Origin of the sequence: Saccharothrix espanaensis DSM 44229, assembly GCF_000328705.1 — a bacterium.
Taxonomy (GTDB): Bacteria; Actinomycetota; Actinomycetes; order Mycobacteriales; family Pseudonocardiaceae; genus Actinosynnema; species Actinosynnema espanaense.
On sequence record NC_019673.1, the window covers coordinates 3,565,650 to 3,581,876 of the forward strand.

Below are 16,227 nucleotides of genomic sequence, written 5' to 3' on the forward strand. Positions count from 1 at the left end.
TGTGTTGCGCACCGGCCAGCCTGAACAGGCCTGATAGGAGCTTGGTCCGGAGCCGTTCATCAAGACCATGTCCTACATGGTGGCTTTGAGGAAACGCTTCCAACAGGGCAGGGCCGCAGCCAAGCCCAGGAAGGCCAGGTAGTTGAAGGGATGCCGTTCGTAGCAGGGCGAGAGGCGGCGGTAGCCGGTCAGCCAGGACATGGTGCGTTCGATGGCCCAACGGTGACGACCCAGGCGTTGGGAGGACTCGACGCCCTTGCGGGCGATACGGACTCCGATCCGCTTGCCGCGTAGCCATCGCCGCAGCTCGGCGGTGCCGTATGCCTTGTCGACGTGCAGTTTGCGAGGCTTGCCGTGACGGCTGCGGACGGGATCGTGCCGCGAGAGCAGACCCGCCACCATCGGCTTCAGACCGTCGGCGTCAACGACGTTGCCACGTGAGATGCCGACCACGAGCGGCATTCCCGAACGGTCCGACAGGACATGCAACTCGTACCCGCCTTGCCCCGGTCCACAGGACTCGGACCCGTGTGCCCGCCCCCTTTTCGCCCTCACGTGCGCGGTGTCCAGCAGCACGCGGGACAGATCGACCAGCCCCGCTCCGGTCATTCTCGCCGGCACCGCGCGATGCAGACGGGCCCACACCCCCGCCCCGGCCCAGATCGCGAACCGGCGATGCACCGTCGGTGTCGGCGGCCGTGTCGGCGACGAAGGGGTTGCCGTGGACCATCGGCGTGTCGTTGACCCAGAAGCTGTGCAGGTCCCACTCCTCGGCCGGCACGGAGAGGTCCTCGACACCGGGTTGTGCTCGGGTCGCGGGCAGCGGTGGTTCAGCGGCTGCCGAGTTCTCCCTTGGCGAACCCGTGTTCGCGTGCCGTGAGCACAGTGGCGAGTGCGGGGACGAGCAGTGCGAGCGCGACCCAACTCAGCCATGACGCGTCCGATCCGCTGAGGACGATGCCTCCGATGATGCCACCACCGGCGATTCCGACGTTCCACCCGGTGGTGAGGAGCGCTTGGGCGACGTCGCCGGCGTCGCCTGCCGCTTCGGCGACTGCGGTCTGCAACAGGGTGGAGGTGCCGCCGAACGCGAGCCCCCAGAGCGCTGCGCCGGCGTAGACGAGCGCAGGCGCGCCGGAGAAGGCGCCGAGCAGCAGCGTGCATGTCGCGAAGAGCGCACACGCGAGGATCATGAGGAGGCGCAGGTGCCGGTGGACGAGCGCTCCGGCGATCCAGATGCTCACCAGCGACACCAGGCCGAACGTGAGCAGCACGGCGTCGACCTGACCTGCCATGCCGAGCGGCGTGAGGAACGGGGCGATGTAGGTGTAGAGGATGCTGTGGGCGAGCACGAACGTGAGGGTCACGAGGAGCACGGGCGCCACGCCGGGAATGCGGAAGGTGCGGGCGAGCGGGAGCCGTGAGCCCTTGGGCTGTCCGGGGAAGTTCGGCACCGCCGCGATGACCCACGCGATCAACGCGAGCGTGAGGACGGTCATGATCCCGAACGCGTACCGCCATTCGACGAGCTTGGCCGTGAGCGCCGCAGCGGGAACTCCGACGGACAGCGCGACGATCGCGCCCGCCATCGCGATCGCCATTGCCTTGCCGCGCTGATGTGAGGGAACCATCCGTACCGCGTAACCGGCCAGCAACGCCCAGAGCAACCCGCCGACGATGCCGCCGAGGAACCGGGCGGCCAGCGTGAGCGCGAAGCTCTCGGAGAGCGCGGTGACGGTGTTGACGATCGCGAAGCCCGCGATCGCCACCAGCAGCAGGTGTCGGCGCGGCCAGCCGATCGTCGCCTTGGTGAGCGGGATCGCGGCGAGGATCGCGCCGATCGCGAAGACGGTGACGCTCTGCCCGGCAGCGGTCTCGCTCACGCCCAGGTCTCGGCTCATCTCGGGAAGCACCCCGGCGGGCATCGTCTCGGTCAGGAGCGTGATGAACCCGGTGGTGGCCAAGGCCAGAAGACCCGCCAGCGGGAGCCGGGCGTTCGTCATCGAGCGAGGTGGCAGGGCATCTGATCGTGTCATAGCCTTATCATCGATGGGTGACATCAGTGTGAAGGTCAACTCGGCGTCTGCCGAGTCGCAGAACGCCGGCCACACCAGGGCGAGGAGAGGGACATGCGGATCGGTGAGCTGTCGACGCGCACGGGGACTCCGATGAGGTTGCTGCGCTACTACGAGGAGCAGGAGCTCATCGAGTCGAATCGACTGCCCAACGGATACCGGGACTACGAGGAGTACGTCGTCGACCGGGTTCTCCAGGTGCGGGGCCTGCTCGACGTAGGGCTGCCCACACGGATCATCAAGCAGATCCTGCCCTGCCTGAACACCCCACGCACGATCCACATGCCCTACGTCACGCCGGACATGATCGCAACGCTCGAACGCGAACGCGATCGCATGGCCGAGAAAATCGAATGCCTCACCAAGAACCACCGAGCCATCACCAACTACCTCGACGCCGTACGCCGCAATATCCGAGCCTCATAATCGACGTCGGGTCCGCTGGGCCTGTTGCCGGTCGAATTTGAGACCCCACGTGTAGGGTCTCACCGCTGATGACATCTCGATCTTCTGCGAACTACGGTTTTCCGGCTGTCTCACGGCGATGTCATCACGATCAGTCTCAAGAACGTGGCATCTCCTCGCGCAGTCTGGACGGCCGGGCGTTGCAGATGTTGGCGGACTTCCGCCGCACGTACTGGTACAGACGCGTGTTCCAGTGTCGCGTGTTCGTGCAGGTTGCCGGCGTGTCTGATCGGGCTGACCGGCTTGCTTCGGGGCGGCGTTTCTGCGCCGGCTGGGCCGGTCGGATCGCTTGAGGGTGCTGTGCGCGTTCGCTGGTCGGCTTGTCCGGAGGAGGTGGCACACCTACCGGTGGCAGGCGTCCAGAAGACGGTGCCCGGCCGGGGTCACTCGATGGGGTGGAGCGGTCCGGGTGCGGGGTGGGGATAGGGGAGCGACCGTCGGGGCTGGTGGCGTCCGGCCACCCGGAACCACGACGAAGGGGAATCTCCCTTCTGCGCCCGATGCGCCGAGCGGCCGTGGCCGTGTCCGTGCTCGCCCTTGCTCCGATTTGGTGACGGCTCCTTCCGCGAGTGCCGCCGAGGACATACCGAAGACCGTGCGCGATCACGATGCTCCACAGCTACACGCAGGGCTTCTGCGTCGACAGCGACCGGCAGGGCAACGTGTACGCGAAACCCTGCGACTCCCACAACGACCACCACCAGTGGCAGTGGTGGAACGAGGGAGACAACACCTTCATGCTCATCAGCCAGGGCACCTGGAAATGTCTGGCCGCGAAGGAAGGCTCGTCGGGCAGCGACGGCGACGTCGAGACCGTCACGTGCTACAACCACGAAAACGTGCGCAGGCCCCGGACCCTCTGGCAGGTCGACACCGACCGGTACTCCCTCCGCCTCAGGAACACCGAGTCGGAACCGGGCACCTTCCTGGCCGCCAGGCCGGACCAGGCCGACGGGGTCGGCGTGGGCTGGTTCACCCGGGAAACCGGCTGGAATGCCACTCCGGTTCCGGATCCGGACCGCGTGACCCGCACGACGGGATGACAGGAGTGCGTGTCGGTCCTCTCGTGCGCCCGCTCATTCGGATCGTGGGCGCCGTGAGGTATCGGACCGACACCGAGTAGACCCGTCCTGCCAGCAGGCGGGACGGCGGCGGTGCGCGATGCGCGTAGGTTCGACCGGCATGAACCCCGTCGGACGTTGATCTGTGCGCATGCTGCCGGAAGGCCGCTCAGGTGCGTCGTGGTGGCGGGCGTAGCCGGCGAGCGCGTCCGGATCGAGTGCCCAGGTCTCCAGGAGTACCGGCACGACCTCGACCACGTCGCAAGAGCTACTCGGCCTGCCGTCCGCGCACGACGGCCTTCATCTCCTCCAGCGTCACCGCCGCAGGGTTGGTGCCTCGACGCTGGATCTGCTCGGCCTTGGCCGGCATCCGGTAATACGAACCCGGGCCACGAGGTTCGCGGTAGGCGATGTGCCGCCACTTGCCCAGCAGCTCCCGTACCGGGGCCAGGTCCTTGGCCCGCTTCGCCTCGTCCAGGGCGAGGTCCCACTCGCGGTCGAACTCGGCGGTCAGCATCGGCGTCAGGCACGCCCGGATCGCCAGCGGCTCCGCGGCAGGTGCCACGGGCGGTTGGTCGAGGACAGGCATCAGGTGCATGGCCACTGCCGAGATCAAATATCACTTGCCCTGCGGTGTGGCCTGCAACTGGAACGCTGGGGGTCTCTCGGAACTGAAACAGCCGGTTGATCAGCTCCGCGCGCTCCCACCCGGCGTAGCGTGGGTTGCGCAGGATAGTGGTCACGGTCTCGGCGGTCCAACGGCGCCGCGTGCGGTGGGCGTTGCGTTCGGGGTCGTGTTGGGCAGGGCATGGGGTGCGTCGCTGGTTGTGGATCTCGACCAGGTCCTCGATGCTGCGTCCGGCCAGGCGTTCGGCGAACAGCCACCGCACGGTCGGCGCGGTCCGACAGCGCGCATGACGCGGTCTTGCCCGGCAGCGGCAGCACCCCAGCTTGTGCAGCTCCTCCAGTCGCTTGTGCGCCCGTCTCGACGATTTCCCAGGGATGGGAGGGCCGTATTTCCGTGTGCTGACATCGCTCGCTATGGCGTTCCTGATCGGCCCGACGATGACGTCGATCAAGTGGATTACCTCCACCGGCGAAACGGAACGACTCACGGCGCGTTGAGCCGGCGCCACCGAGTCCTCGGACGACAGGCTTCTCTCATGTCACCGCCTACTGGTCATCCGAGACTCCGGAGCTGGCATCATCGTGCACCTACTCGTCGCGGTTTACGAGGTGAGTGCGCACCTCCACAGGCGGATACCAAGCGTCGGCGTCGTCGCCAACGTCCGGACCTCGGCAAATGCGGACGTTCCAAAATGCGCACTGCATTGAGGCGGCGGGCGCGAGTCGATGCCAGGCGGCACGACGTCCTGTCGGAGGCGGCGGTCCGTGTCACGGTCGTGGACTGGCCCATGTGGGGTGGCGTTTTAGTGGAGGTGTGGTGTGATCTTCGGTCATGGTCGGAGGAAGTCGTTCGGGCCCGGTGATGATGAAGGCCGAGGTGTTGCCTGCTCGCGCGGCCTACCTCATCCGTGAGGGCAGCGTGGACGGGTTGCGTCGGGTGGTCAGGGAAGCGTCGACCCGGTGGGGTGGTGTAGCCGAGCCGGTCGTGCCGGTGCGCCCGGATGGTGAGGTCGATGGGTGGTGGCGGCAGGTGGTGGCCACTTCTGCCGTCGAGGGGTTGGTGGATGTCGATGCGGGCACGGACCGGGCCCGTCGTGTGTCGGAGTCGTTCGGCCTGCCCGTGACCACGCTGGCCGACATCGACCGTTCGGGGCCGACGCGGTTTACCGTCCACCCTTTGTCGTTGAACGATCGGGGCGGCCCCGATGGACAGGCACCTGTTGTGTGTTGTGTGGACGGACCGTTGTGGCAGGCGGTTCTCGCTGGAGACTTCACCGCTGAACATGAGCAGGAGCACGGCGACTTGATCGGCCATCGGCGGCCGCGGACCGGGGACGAGGTCGCCCGCGCTGCTTTGTGGGGCGGGACGTTCCTGGATCGCACGGGTGACAGCTTCGGCGAGAACCATGCCGCGGGCGCATGGCCTGTGCCTGCGCTCGTCTGGGTGGTGGGTGAGGACGAGTTCCGCGACTGCTTGTGGTTCTGGAACATGAGAGCGTTGAGTTCCAGGCGATTCGAGCCGTGTCCGATGGTGCTGGTGCCGGCCGCGGGGGTGGAGCATTGGGTGGGCTTCGGTCGCGACCTGGCCGGGCAACTGTCGCGGCTCGACGAGTTCGCGCCGGACGTGGTTGTCAGCAGCGTCTCGGTACCGGAGGACGTGCTGCACGGGTTGGCCGAGCACGTGCTGGAGCTGCACCCGACCGGCGAGAAGTTGCGGACCGGGGTCAGCTCGTCCGCCAAGCCGCGAGTCCCGCCGTTCACCTATCGGGTGAACCTCGAAATCCGGGACCTGTTGATCTTTTCTCGGCGCTACGGACAGGTCGAGGAACGGGAAGTGTTCGCCACCGACGGGCGCGTCCAGTTGCGAACTCCCTCGCCGGTGGCCTTCAACGGAGCTGGTCGGGTCCTTCTCCGTCTGACCAGTCCGCTTTTCGATGGCCTGCCCGTCCGGGACGTCCTGGCCGGAAAGATCGTCGACAACGCCGTCTGGCGCGACCGCTCGGTACAGATTGCCACGAACACGATGGGCGTCCACCCGTTGAACCTCGCCGTCCCCTCGCTGGGAGACGCCACGGACGTGCTCATCGGAGAGAAGACATCGACCTGGGGTCTGTCGGAGAAGGGCAGGCTCGCCGCAGCCTTGACCGACGGAACGGACCTGTCGGTGCTGCTGCGGCCGACCGTGTACGAGGCCGTCGTCCACTTGACCACCCCACGGGCCACCGCCTACCGGCGTGAGATGGAGAAGATGCGTTCGAACGGCATGTCCGACGAGGAGATCGACGAGTTCGCCGCACGGTGGGGCGGACGCGGCGAACGTCGCTACGACAGCGCAGCCGGGCTGGTGGAACGGATCGGCCAACTAGCGGTGGACCCCGTCGACGCCCTGGAAACGCTGTGTTCCATCGGCTGGGCCGAACGTGGATTCGAGGCAGATTGCGCCCGCTGCGGGGTACGCAGCTTCGTCCCCCTCCCCGCTGCGGAGACAGCGGCCAAGTGCCCCGGCTGCCGGGCGACCGCGACCTACACCAAGACCACATACAGCGTCGCTCTTCACTACCGACTCAACACTCTTGTCGACAGGGCCAGCGACCAGGGAGTGGTGCCGCACCTGTTGGTCATCGCCGCGCTGACCCGGCGCTCCGCGCAAACCCACCTACTCGGCGGAGCCCTGGCCACGTTCCACGATGGCACCAACCGGGAGATCGACGTTGTCGGAATTCACGACCAGCGCTACATCGCAGGTGAAGTGAAGTCGAAGGCCCGCGACTTCACCTCTGAACAACTCGATCGGGACTTCGACACCAGCGCCCGCCTCGGCGTCGACACCCACCTGATCGCCGCCGTCGACACCATCCCAACCGACCTCGAACTGTCCGCGCACGCGCGGGCACAGGCGGCTGGACTGGACCTCATCAACCTCTCGAAGGAACAGCTTCGCCCCACCCAATGACCCGATCCCGGGATGCCCATACGGACCATCGGGCACAGCTGCATCGGATCCCTGCCGCAGTCACCGACAGCGGGCGGGACCGCTCATCGGCAGAAGCGGGCGTTCGTCTTCTTTGCCGGGTGGAGGATGTGGGCGTGGAACGTTTCCAGGACGACGACGCCGGATACGAGCGGTGGTTGGCCGGTCATTCCGACCTGTACGTGCTCAACACGACCCGCAACCCCACGCCGGGCTACCTGAAGCTGCACCGGGCCACCTGCCGGACGATCGCGGGAGCCCCGGCGCGCGGCGACCGGTGGACCGGGGAGTACATCAAGTTCTGCGGGCCGAAAGCCGAGCTGGAACGGTTCGCCCGGACCCACGTCGGCGGCGAGGCATCACCCTGCGGCCTCTGCCATCGACCGGCGAAGGGCAGTCCGCGTTCGTAGATCGCCGGCCCGTGGTGACAGACGGCACGGTCGCCGTGTTGCCGGCAGGGAAACGGACGTTCCGAACGCGCGGCTCGCGGCAGAAGTGTGTGTTTGGTGGTGTGGCTGTCCGTCTGTCAGGTGTAGGTGGTCGAGGCCTGGTGAGAAACCGGTGACGTGGTCGGGTGTGCCGTGGTGCGGTCGGGTCGGGGTGAATCGGCCTTCGGTGACGGCCACGTCGTACGAGCCGCCGATCGGGTACTCCGTGAGGATTCCGGTGACGTGGTGGCGGGCGGCCCAGGCGAGCCCCTCCGCGCGGGTGGTGAACACGCCTGCCGCGAAACGTGCGCGATCATCGTGGAAGATCCAGATCGTCGGTCGTGCCACGGTGTCGTGACGACGCGTTCCCTCGTCGCGGTCCCTCACCACGTCGTTGTACCCGAGCACCCGCATCGCGACGGAAGCGGGTGTTCCTGGTGTCGGGCCTGCGGCGGGGGAGTCGGTGCGGCCGCGGGTTCTCCTGGTTCGTGTTCGTGTCGCGCACGAAAAGGACGAAGGGCCCGCGCGGCGACCAGTCGGTACCGCCGGGCTCGGACTGGAAGCCGTTCCTGCCGGCCGCGGTGATCCTGGTCGTGAGGTACCGGGTGCCCTGGGTGAACGCCTTGCCCTCCACCGAGTGGGTGCCGCCGGTACCGTTCTTGGGTGCTCACCCGCCTCACCCACGAAGCCGAGCCCGGGTCGTATCGCAACCACCGCAGTCCGAGCACGGCGGCGCGCGTCAGCTCGGGAAGAGCCAGGCGCTGGTGATCACCGAGGAGTCCCGGATCTCGTCCCACACGGCGGCGTTCTGGTTGAGCCGCGTGGTCACGCTCGCCTCCTGGTCGTTGGCCGGGCGGATGGCGGACGTGGCGGTGCACCAGATGTTGATCTCGTCGCCCCGGAGGTCCTGCTCGTTGAACAGCGGGCCGCCGAACAGCCGGTTCTCGTCCGGATGGGCCCGGAACGGCTGCGTCCGCTGTTTGTCCGTCATGTGGTGTTGTGCGATGTCCCGCAGGTGACGGACGAGGTCGGCTGTCTGGATGGTCGTGGTGCCCGCGTGCGACGCGCCCGCGAGCGAGTCCGCGAGGGAATAGCTCCCGATGTAGCTCTGGAGGATCCGGCACTCCGGCCCGCGCCGCTCGACGAAGAACGTGTGACCGTTGGTGTGGATCTCCAGGTTGGCGTCCCCCGCTTCGGACACCCGGCCGAGCACCTGGTCCAGGCCGTAGATCCGTTGCGGGGCGCCACTGTCCGGGTAGCTCGTTTCGCGGAGGATGTTCACCGTCTCACCGCAGACGCTCGTGAAGTTCTGCGTGAGCCACGTGTAGGCCTGGTTCAGCGGCAGGCCCATCATCTCTTCGTCGTCGATGAAGCTCAGCAGGACCCCGTGCGGGTCGAACATGCGGAACTCCAACTCGCGCAAGGGGATGCCGAACCGTCGGAGGATGTCGCCGAGCTGCGCGGCGGGCAGCGGCACGGGCACGGGCGCCGCGAGCGCACTGGACCCCGACTGCCCGCCGGACCGCCGACCGGACCGACCGGACCGACCGCCGGACGACTGCCCGCCCGGTCGACCTCCGGACCGCCCATCGGGCCGCCGGGTGGGTAGTGGGACGTCCTGGTCGGGTTCGTTGGAGAAGCAGTTGCCCATCCGCTGTACGGTCAGGTCCCCGTCGCCGGTCGCGGCCGGTGCGCGCTGGACGTCGGCAGCCACTCCTCCGGACGCGGACTCGGACGCGGACGTGCCCGGCTGCGGTGTCGGGCTGTCCATGACCCGCGTCGCATTGGCCTCCGCCGCCCGCTCGAACCGGTCCGACGGGTCGCTGATGCTCGTCCCGTCGCCCCGGTCGGTCCCCGCGACGGGGCCTTGGCCTTGCTGGATCACGTGAGTGAGTTCGTGGGCCAGTGTGTGCCTATCGGCCCCACCCGACCCGATGACCACGTGGTTGCCCGAGGTGTAGGCGCGGGGCGTCGATCCCGGCGGCCGACTCGCGGGCCTCGGCGCCGGTGTGCAGCCGGACGTCGGAGAAGTCTGCCCCGAGCCGGGACTCCATTTCCTGCCGGACCGCCGCGCCCAGCGGGGTGCCGGGCCGGTCGAGCACGTCGTGGATCGCTGACCGCTGCACGGCTGTGTCCCGGTCCCGGTCGTCGGCGCACTCGGCAGGGGGCTCGTGCCGGGCCTGGAGCATTCGGGTCACCGCGGTGTTGCCCACCGCGCGTTGGAGCGCCAGCACCCCCTCGACGGCCGGGGTGGCCGGCTGCGAACGCGCAGGCCCGGCCACGTCCCGACGTGGATCGACTTCCCGGCCCTCACCTCGGCCGCGAATGCGCATGGCTCCTCCAACAAGAGATCCGGGCGGACCTCTCATGCCTACCGGGCACCCGCCCGGCGTTGCAGAGGAGCCAGGGCAAGGTTCGTGTCCCTGTCCTGCCCTTTCGACCCGGGCCGACCACGACACCGGCAAAGCCGGCGCGAAGACCTCGACGGAGGCGACGTGCGCATTCGAACGACGCCTGCCCAGCGTCGTCTACGACCGAATGACCGCCGACCACGGGACGCACGACAAGTCAGCCGAGGCTCCCTCCTCGCCTAAGCCTGAGTTTTACCCTTTGGTGGTTGTTGTCGGGGTCTTGCCGGGGTCGTGGTGTCGGGCTGGATGCAGGTTTCGTGCGCGGACCACCTCGTCGCCATGCTCAGGACGACCACATGATCTTGGCCGCCTTCGGGGCACCCTTCGGCGTGCGGGATCGAGGTCGGAACGGCCAGGCTGCAAGGCGGTGGTGCCGGGATGCGCCGAGTCCACTCTGCGGACTGCGCCGGTCGTCGATGTCTGACAGCACTGCGAAGGTGTCTGGGCGAGTCGCCGCCGGCGACCGGTCCGCCTCGCGTGCGTGAAGGTGGTGCAGGTGCCTCGCCGCACTCTCCACGCGGGCGACGGTCGGGTTCGGGCGGTGGATGAGGGGATAAGCGTCATCGATGTCCGATGTGACCTGACCTGGGGGTGCTCGGCCGCGTCGTGGCTACTCTGCGCCATCAACGCGCAGAGTAGCTCTCAGTGTCACCTCATCGAGGTTGGGCCCTGACCCCGGACGTTGGACACCAGACACACTTGGATCCTGACGATCCGGGTGGACAGGAGTCCCGTTCAGATGGTGATGAAGCACTACCCGCCGGAGTTCCGGGCCGATGCGGTCGCGCTCTGCCGGTCCCGCCTGGGCGCGACGATCAAATCGGTGGCCCAGGACCTGGGCGTCAACCACGAGACGCTGCGCAACTGGATCCGGCTCGACGACGCACAACGCACCGAGGCGTCCGCCTCCACCGCGAGCGCCTCGGCTCCGGCCTCGCCGGAGGAGGAGAACGCCGCACTGCGCAGGCGGATCCGCGAGCTGGAGGAGGAACGCGACATCCTGCGCAAGGCGGCCCGGTATTTCGCAGGGGAGACGCGCTGGTGAGGAGCCGTAAATCAACTACTGCCTGCTTTGATCATGTTTTCGTGGTGTTCGATCGCGGCTTTGAGGGCTTCGAGCGTGCGGGGTGGGTGGGTTCGGCGAGGCAGGCCGAGGACCGCGGCGGTGTTGGGTCCGGCGAAGGCCAGCAGCGGCCTGGTCCGGTGTGCGTGGTAGCTCAGGGTGTAGCGGTCCCGTTGGAGTAATCGGGCCGCCAGGGTCAGGGTGATTGTGTTGCGGCGACTCAGGATTGCCGCCAGTACGCGGTGACGTGGTCGAGGAACCCGAATCCGGGGTTGTATCCGCGACGGTCGATGCCCTGCCTCTTCTGACGCTCTGCTTCGGCCAGAAGCTTGCGGCAGGGTTCGAGTTCGTCCACGAGCCGGTCGAAGCGTTCGCGGGTCATGCCGGTCAGGGCGGGATGGGTGAGCAGGAAGGTGGCTTCGGCCGGGATCGCGGGCAGTCGACGTGTCGGCTCGGTCGGTGCTTCCGCATCGGGATCGCGCGGAGCGATGGCATAGTTCCATTCACCGTGGAACTCCTCGCGTTCGACGCGGTGCGCGACGGCCTGGCGTTCGGCCTTGGTCAGCGTGCGGCCGGTGGGGTAGTCGTTGTGGTCCAGCGTGGCCTTGACGGTCAGCCCGGTGCGGGTGGTCGAGATGCTTCGAAGCAGCACCTCGTAGCTGGTCGAGGGTTGCCCGCGCAGGCTGTGGGTGATGCGGGAGAACAGTCGGTGCTCGACTTTGTTCCACTTCGAGGTTCCCGGCGGGAAGTGCTTGACGGTGATGGTGAGCCCCGACTCGTCGCAGAACGTGGCGATGTCCGTCTTGAACAGGGTGGAATCGGCGGAGTTCGCCCCGTCGGCGTCGGCGGTGACCAGCAACCCGGTGGCGGCGGGGTAGTCGAGGCGGCCCTGGTCGTTCCACCAACGGCGCAGGGACTCCACCGCGAACGCGGCGGTGTTGCGGTCGGTGCCGACGTTCACCCAGCCGCTGTCGCGCCCGATGTCGTAGACGCCGTAGGGAATGGCGATCGGGGTGTCGGAGTAGGTGAAGTCGTGGTCCGGGGCGGTGATCGGTCGTCCGTGGGGGCGCCAGGTGCGGCCGGCGCGGGCGAAGTCGCCGATCGGCTCCTTCTTCTTGGCATCCACGCTCACCACCGGCAAACCGGCCGCGAGGAAGGACTCGACGGCCGCGTCGATGTGCCGGAACTGGGCGTCGCGGTCCGGCACCTGGCTGCCGGCGCGGATCTTGGCCATGCCCTGCAGGCTGAACCCCATCCTGTGCAACAGCCTGCCGGCCACCGGGGCGCTGACCGGGTGCCCGGCGGCGGTCAACTCCCGGGCCAGGTCGCGCAGCGAGGCGGTGGTCCAGCGCAACGGGGACACCGGGTCGCCGAGCTCCCGCGGCTCGATCAACGCCTCCAGCGCCGGCACCAGACCGGGATCGTTCTCGGCAGCGGACTTGCGCCCACCACCGGGCCTGCGCACCCGCCTCAGCGGTCCGGCACCGCCGGCGAGTTCGGCACGGCCACGCGTGATGGTCGACTGCGACACCTCCGCCAGCCTGGCCACCACGCCGACCCCGCCGTGTCCCAACGCCTCTGCCTCGGTCGCCAGATACAAACGCCGCCGCCGCTCGTCCAGATGCGGCAACAACGCCACGAACTTCACCCCCAGCACCGCCAGGACCCGGCCCGATATCCCCACGACAGCCATGTACCACAGAGATGATCATGATGAAGTCGAACTATCAGTAATTTCGTTACGGCTCCTGAACCGCTTCCAGTTCGTCGACGATCACCGGCGCCGTCACGGCGTGAAGCGGTTGTGCCAGGTCATCAGCCTCGCCCGGTCCAGCTACCACCACTGGAAGGCCACCGCACCCGACCGGACCGCCCGCGCTGCCGACGACGCCCGCCTGGCCGCCCGCATCCGGGTAATCCACCGCGAGTCGGCCGGCACCTACGGCGTCCCCCGGATCACCGCCGAACTGCACGACATTGGACAGGTGGTCAACCACAAGCGCGTCGCCCGGGTGATGCGCGGCATCGGCTTGGCCGGGCTGCGGCTGCGCCGCCGGCACCGCACCACCCTCGCCGACCCGACGGCGGTGAAGGTCCCCGACCTGCTCGAACGCGACTTCACCGCCCAGACACCGAACACCCGCTACGTCGGAGACATCACCTATCTGCCGATCGCCGACGGCAGGTTTCTCTACCTGGCCACCGTGATGGACCTGTGCTCGCGCCGCCTGATCGGCTGGGCGGTGGCCGACCACATGCGCGTCGACCTGGTCCTCGACGCCCTGCACGCGGCGGAGCGGACACGGGGCAGCCTGGCCGGGGCGATCTTCCACAGCGACCACGGAGCCCAATACGGTGCCGAATCCTTCGCCGACGCCTGTCGCACCGCCGGGGTCACCAGGTCCATGGGCGCGGTCGGCAGCTCCGCCGACAACGCCGCCGCCGAAAGCCTCAACGCCTCCTTCACACGCGAAACACTGCAAGGCGCCCGGAGTTGGGGCAGCGCAAGGGAAACACGCCTGGCGGTGTTCGGCTCGGCACACCGCTACAACACCCGACGCCGCCACTCCCACCTCGGCCAGACCTCCCCGATCGACTACGAGAACAGCCTGCTACCAACACCGGCTACGCTGACCCACGCCGCATAACCCCGTGTCCAACATCCGGGGTCAGGGCCCATGCTGGTTGTACGCGGACGGTGTGACCGCGTCGTTCACCATGGCCGCGTTCACCGCCCGCAACGCGGTGACGACCGCCTGCCAGGTATCGGCTTTCTCTGCCCGCAGATCGACGTGTAGGCGCAAACCCAGCAGTGCCAACGAGTTCTGTAGATCCATGTATCCCCAGGAGTGTCAGCGGCAGAGCCTATCGCGGATGTAGAGACGTTGTAGGCGCCATGTAGAGCCCCCTCGACAAACTCACCTGATGCAGGGGGAGGCGGCATGGCAGAGATGACCAGCGTGGTCGTCGACGACCACCCCGCGATCGTGGCGGGCGTCGAGATGTGGTGTGCGGCAGCGAATCCACCGGTGCGCGTGCTCGACGCGGGCGCCAGGGCGGCGGTCGCGTGGACGGCTCCCGGCAGCGACGCCGACGTCGTCGTCTTCGACCTCCAGCAGAGCGGGCAGGTTTCGATGTACCGCGACCTGCGGCAGCTGGTTGAGGTCGGCAGGCTCGAAATCACCGTGCGGACGGTGAACAGCTACATCGACCGCGCCAGGATCAAGTACGCGGACGCAGGCCGCTCGGCACCGACGAAGGCCGCCTTGGTCGCCAGGGCGATCCAGGACGGCTTCGTGCGGCTCGAAGACCTGTGAACGGCTCAGCCCGTCATGTGCGCGAGGTAGACCCTGGTGCTGGGACTTCCCGCCAGAACCTTCTGAAGGTGCCGGTACTTCAGCTTGGGCTGGTGCTGTGCGTACCAGACGTGGTAGCCCTGCACGTTGGTAACCACGGCAGCGTGGTCGATCTTCCCGTCGTTCTGGAAGTCGAAGTAGAGGATGTCTCCGGGCACGGCCTGGTTGGTGTGGCTGCGGAAGACCGCGCGGTTCTTCTTCCACATGTGGTTGAAGCTGTTGTGGGCCGCGTACCACGTCCATGACCCGTAGATCGGCCAGGCGCCGTTGTACCACCAGACGCTCTCGGACCGGTACGGCCCGAGCCTCCTCGGGAAGTAGCCGTGACGCAGCGCCTGGGAGATGAAGTTCGTGCAGTCGTTGCCCTTGATCTTGTAGTGCGGGTTGTCCTTCAGAGCCCACACCCGTGCGTAGGAGGAGATCCTGGCGTGGTTGACCGCAGCGGCGGCCGACACGATCTCCGGGCCTTCGGTGAAGCCGTTCTCGTCCATCTCGACCGGCTTGACCGTCGGGGTCTCCACCACGGCGTCGGGCTGCCCTTCACCCTCCTTCGGCGTGGTCACGGACGTCAGCTTCGACGCACCGCTCTTGACGACGAACGTGAAGGTGAAGCGGCGCAGGCGCTCCTCCGGCAACTTGACCTTCTCGGTGGAGCTGACCACGGCCTCCTGGTCGAGCTTCTCGAAGACGTTTGCGTGCACGGTGACGGTCTCGCCCTGGCCGGGGACGACCGCGACGTCCGACACCTCCGCGGCGTGCGAGGTGACGAGCACGTTCTCCTTCACCAAGTGCTCGCGCTCTTTCACGTCGGCGGGACCGTCGGCCAGCACCGCCTCGCGGATGACGTCGGCGTGCGGACTCTCGTCAACCGCCCGCGAAGGGCTGTTCGTGGCACCGCTGGACAGCTTGCCGCGCGCCGTGATGTAACTGGTCGCCATCGCCGTGAACGTCGCGGCCGGCAAGGGCGCCGCGGCCGGACGCAGTGCACCGGATCCCGCACCAGGACCGGAGTTCCACTCGTTGTGCGCAGTGACCCCGAACCTGTACTCGAACTGGTCAAAGAGCCCGCTCACCACAGCGTGGTCCTCGGTCGCCGCCACGACCACCTCGGCCGCCGGTGACCCGCCGCCGTCAGCACGCCACGCCTGCACCACGTAGTGCGTCACGATCGCTCCAGGACCACCGTCAGCGCCCTGCCAGGTCAGGTATGCACCGCCAGCGGCAGGCGTCACCACGAGCCCGTCGACCGCACCAGGGCTCGGAGGGCTCGAAGGCAGGGCCACTCCGTCCACCGAGTCCGTCACAATGGGATGGAGCTCGGACCAGTTGCCCACCTGGCCACCGCCGACAGCCCTGCTGCGCCACGCGTACTCGACCGCGTCGGCGAGCACCCCGCTCGGCACCGTCCAGCTCGCCCTGCCGTCAGGACCGACTGTGCCGGGCCCGTCCGCGAGCCGCGTCGTCTGCTCGGCGTTGTAGAGCTCGAACTCGACCGACCCGAGCTGGCCCGGGTACACCGACACGGTGGGCGTCAGCGACCTGCTCGCCGTGTCGTCGACCGGGTACGGACTGGTGGTGTTCAACTGCAGCGGCGTCTGCGCCATGGCAGGTGCCACGACCAACGGAAGGGCCAGCGCGAAAGCGACCGCGCTGACCACGGATCTGCTCAATAATCGTTGTATGGACACGCTTCGACGCTAGGAGCGGCGCCGGAAACTGCTGCCGGTCGTTCGACCCACAAATGTGCTACATCCGGCCGCACCGGTCTCC

General features: G+C 67.9%; 14 protein-coding genes and 3 pseudogenes. 7 read left to right on the plus strand and 10 right to left on the minus strand.

Annotation, left to right across the window (positions count from 1 at the left end; all coding sequences use genetic code 11):
* Positions 1–72: 72 nt before the first annotated feature.
* Together BN6_RS44890 and BN6_RS16105 are read right to left on the minus strand one after the other, a co-directional pair.
* On the minus strand, positions 73–933 hold the full coding sequence (locus BN6_RS44890; RefSeq protein WP_231905308.1) for an IS5 family transposase: 861 nt from the start codon (positions 931–933) through the stop codon (positions 73–75).
* A complete protein-coding gene (locus tag BN6_RS16105) occupies positions 831–2,003 on the minus strand; it encodes an MFS transporter (protein ID WP_041312922.1) in 1,173 nt (390 codons plus the stop codon). The genes BN6_RS44890 and BN6_RS16105 overlap by 103 nt, the downstream gene beginning before the upstream one ends.
* Before the next feature lie 126 nt (positions 2,004–2,129).
* On the opposite strand from BN6_RS16105, the gene BN6_RS16110 reads away from it, so the two are divergent.
* Positions 2,130–2,501: a MerR family transcriptional regulator gene (locus BN6_RS16110; RefSeq protein ID WP_015100728.1), complete on the plus strand. Its 372-nt coding sequence runs from the start codon at positions 2,130–2,132 to the stop codon at positions 2,499–2,501.
* Positions 2,502–3,148: 647 nt separating this feature from the next.
* Positions 3,149–3,583, plus strand: a complete 435-nt coding sequence (locus BN6_RS16115) for an RICIN domain-containing protein (RefSeq protein ID WP_015100729.1) — start codon at positions 3,149–3,151, stop codon at positions 3,581–3,583.
* Positions 3,584–3,869: 286 nt separating this feature from the next.
* On the opposite strand, the gene BN6_RS16120 is transcribed toward BN6_RS16115, so the two are convergent.
* Together BN6_RS16120 and BN6_RS50025 are read right to left on the minus strand one after the other, a co-directional pair.
* Complete coding sequence (locus BN6_RS16120) at positions 3,870–4,166, minus strand: DUF6247 family protein (RefSeq protein ID WP_231905309.1); 297 nt, start codon at positions 4,164–4,166, stop codon at positions 3,870–3,872.
* A gap of 151 nt (positions 4,167–4,317) precedes the next feature.
* Positions 4,318–4,737, minus strand: a pseudogene (locus BN6_RS50025) (recombinase family protein); the annotation flags it as partial.
* A gap of 350 nt (positions 4,738–5,087) precedes the next feature.
* Between BN6_RS50025 and BN6_RS16125 the strand changes: the two are divergent.
* Both BN6_RS16125 and BN6_RS16130 read left to right on the plus strand, forming a co-directional pair.
* The gene (locus BN6_RS16125; RefSeq protein ID WP_041312925.1) at positions 5,088–7,181 is read left to right on the plus strand and encodes a hypothetical protein; all 2,094 of its coding nucleotides are present in this window, start codon (positions 5,088–5,090) and stop codon (positions 7,179–7,181) included.
* A gap of 134 nt (positions 7,182–7,315) precedes the next feature.
* The gene (locus tag BN6_RS16130; protein WP_015100733.1) at positions 7,316–7,609 is read left to right on the plus strand and encodes a hypothetical protein; all 294 of its coding nucleotides are present in this window, start codon (positions 7,316–7,318) and stop codon (positions 7,607–7,609) included.
* Here BN6_RS16130 and BN6_RS50390 read toward each other — a convergent pair.
* The 3 genes from BN6_RS50390 to BN6_RS49610 form a co-directional block, all read right to left on the minus strand.
* Positions 7,559–8,041, minus strand: coding sequence for a DUF7710 domain-containing protein (locus BN6_RS50390; protein WP_015100734.1), 483 nt, complete (start codon positions 8,039–8,041; stop codon positions 7,559–7,561). The two genes, BN6_RS16130 and BN6_RS50390, sit on opposite strands and share 51 nt — an antisense overlap.
* Before the next feature lie 325 nt (positions 8,042–8,366).
* Positions 8,367–9,569, minus strand: coding sequence for an eCIS core domain-containing protein (locus tag BN6_RS47860; protein WP_015100735.1), 1,203 nt, complete (start codon positions 9,567–9,569; stop codon positions 8,367–8,369).
* The gene (locus BN6_RS49610; protein ID WP_015100736.1) at positions 9,541–9,960 is read right to left on the minus strand and encodes an eCIS core domain-containing protein; all 420 of its coding nucleotides are present in this window, start codon (positions 9,958–9,960) and stop codon (positions 9,541–9,543) included. The genes BN6_RS47860 and BN6_RS49610 overlap by 29 nt, the downstream gene beginning before the upstream one ends.
* An 817-nt stretch (positions 9,961–10,777) precedes the next feature.
* On the opposite strand from BN6_RS49610, the gene BN6_RS16140 reads away from it, so the two are divergent.
* Positions 10,778–11,083, plus strand: a complete 306-nt coding sequence (locus BN6_RS16140) for a transposase (protein ID WP_015100737.1) — start codon at positions 10,778–10,780, stop codon at positions 11,081–11,083.
* Positions 11,084–11,573: 490 nt separating this feature from the next.
* Here BN6_RS16140 and BN6_RS16145 read toward each other — a convergent pair.
* A pseudogene (locus tag BN6_RS16145) lies at positions 11,574–12,794 on the minus strand (ISAzo13 family transposase); the annotation flags it as partial.
* 52 nt (positions 12,795–12,846) lie between these two features.
* On the opposite strand from BN6_RS16145, the pseudogene BN6_RS16150 reads away from it, so the two are divergent.
* A pseudogene (locus BN6_RS16150) lies at positions 12,847–13,749 on the plus strand (IS3 family transposase); the annotation flags it as partial.
* 21 nt (positions 13,750–13,770) lie between these two features.
* Here the strand turns inward: BN6_RS16150 and BN6_RS46685 are convergent.
* Positions 13,771–13,938: a hypothetical protein gene (locus tag BN6_RS46685; RefSeq protein ID WP_158509387.1), complete on the minus strand. Its 168-nt coding sequence runs from the start codon at positions 13,936–13,938 to the stop codon at positions 13,771–13,773.
* Positions 13,939–14,052: 114 nt separating this feature from the next.
* Here BN6_RS46685 and BN6_RS16155 point away from each other — a divergent pair, with 114 nt between their 5' ends.
* Positions 14,053–14,418, plus strand: a complete 366-nt coding sequence (locus BN6_RS16155; protein ID WP_051075590.1) for a helix-turn-helix domain-containing protein — start codon at positions 14,053–14,055, stop codon at positions 14,416–14,418.
* 5 nt (positions 14,419–14,423) lie between these two features.
* On the opposite strand, the gene BN6_RS41975 is transcribed toward BN6_RS16155, so the two are convergent.
* A complete protein-coding gene (locus tag BN6_RS41975) occupies positions 14,424–16,145 on the minus strand; it encodes an amidase domain-containing protein (protein ID WP_015100741.1) in 1,722 nt (573 codons plus the stop codon).
* Positions 16,146–16,227 lie beyond the last annotated feature (82 nt).

Excerpts from the sequence above, each read along its gene's own strand:
- BN6_RS44890 (WP_231905308.1), bottom strand. The coding sequence starts at position 933 with ATGGCTGAGTTGGGTCGCGCTCGCACTGCTCGTCCCCGCACTCGCCAC.
- BN6_RS16105 (WP_041312922.1), bottom strand. The coding sequence starts at position 2,003 with ATGACGAACGCCCGGCTCCCGCTGGCGGGTCTTCTGGCCTTGGCCACC.
- BN6_RS16110 (WP_015100728.1), top strand. The coding sequence starts at position 2,130 with ATGCGGATCGGTGAGCTGTCGACGCGCACGGGGACTCCGATGAGGTTG.
- BN6_RS16115 (WP_015100729.1), top strand. The coding sequence starts at position 3,149 with ATGCTCCACAGCTACACGCAGGGCTTCTGCGTCGACAGCGACCGGCAG.
- BN6_RS50390 (WP_015100734.1), bottom strand. The coding sequence starts at position 8,041 with ATGCGGGTGCTCGGGTACAACGACGTGGTGAGGGACCGCGACGAGGGA.
- BN6_RS49610 (WP_015100736.1), bottom strand. The coding sequence starts at position 9,960 with ATGCGCATTCGCGGCCGAGGTGAGGGCCGGGAAGTCGATCCACGTCGG.
- BN6_RS16140 (WP_015100737.1), top strand. The coding sequence starts at position 10,778 with ATGGTGATGAAGCACTACCCGCCGGAGTTCCGGGCCGATGCGGTCGCG.
- BN6_RS46685 (WP_158509387.1), bottom strand. The coding sequence starts at position 13,938 with ATGGATCTACAGAACTCGTTGGCACTGCTGGGTTTGCGCCTACACGTC.
- BN6_RS16155 (WP_051075590.1), top strand. The coding sequence starts at position 14,053 with ATGACCAGCGTGGTCGTCGACGACCACCCCGCGATCGTGGCGGGCGTC.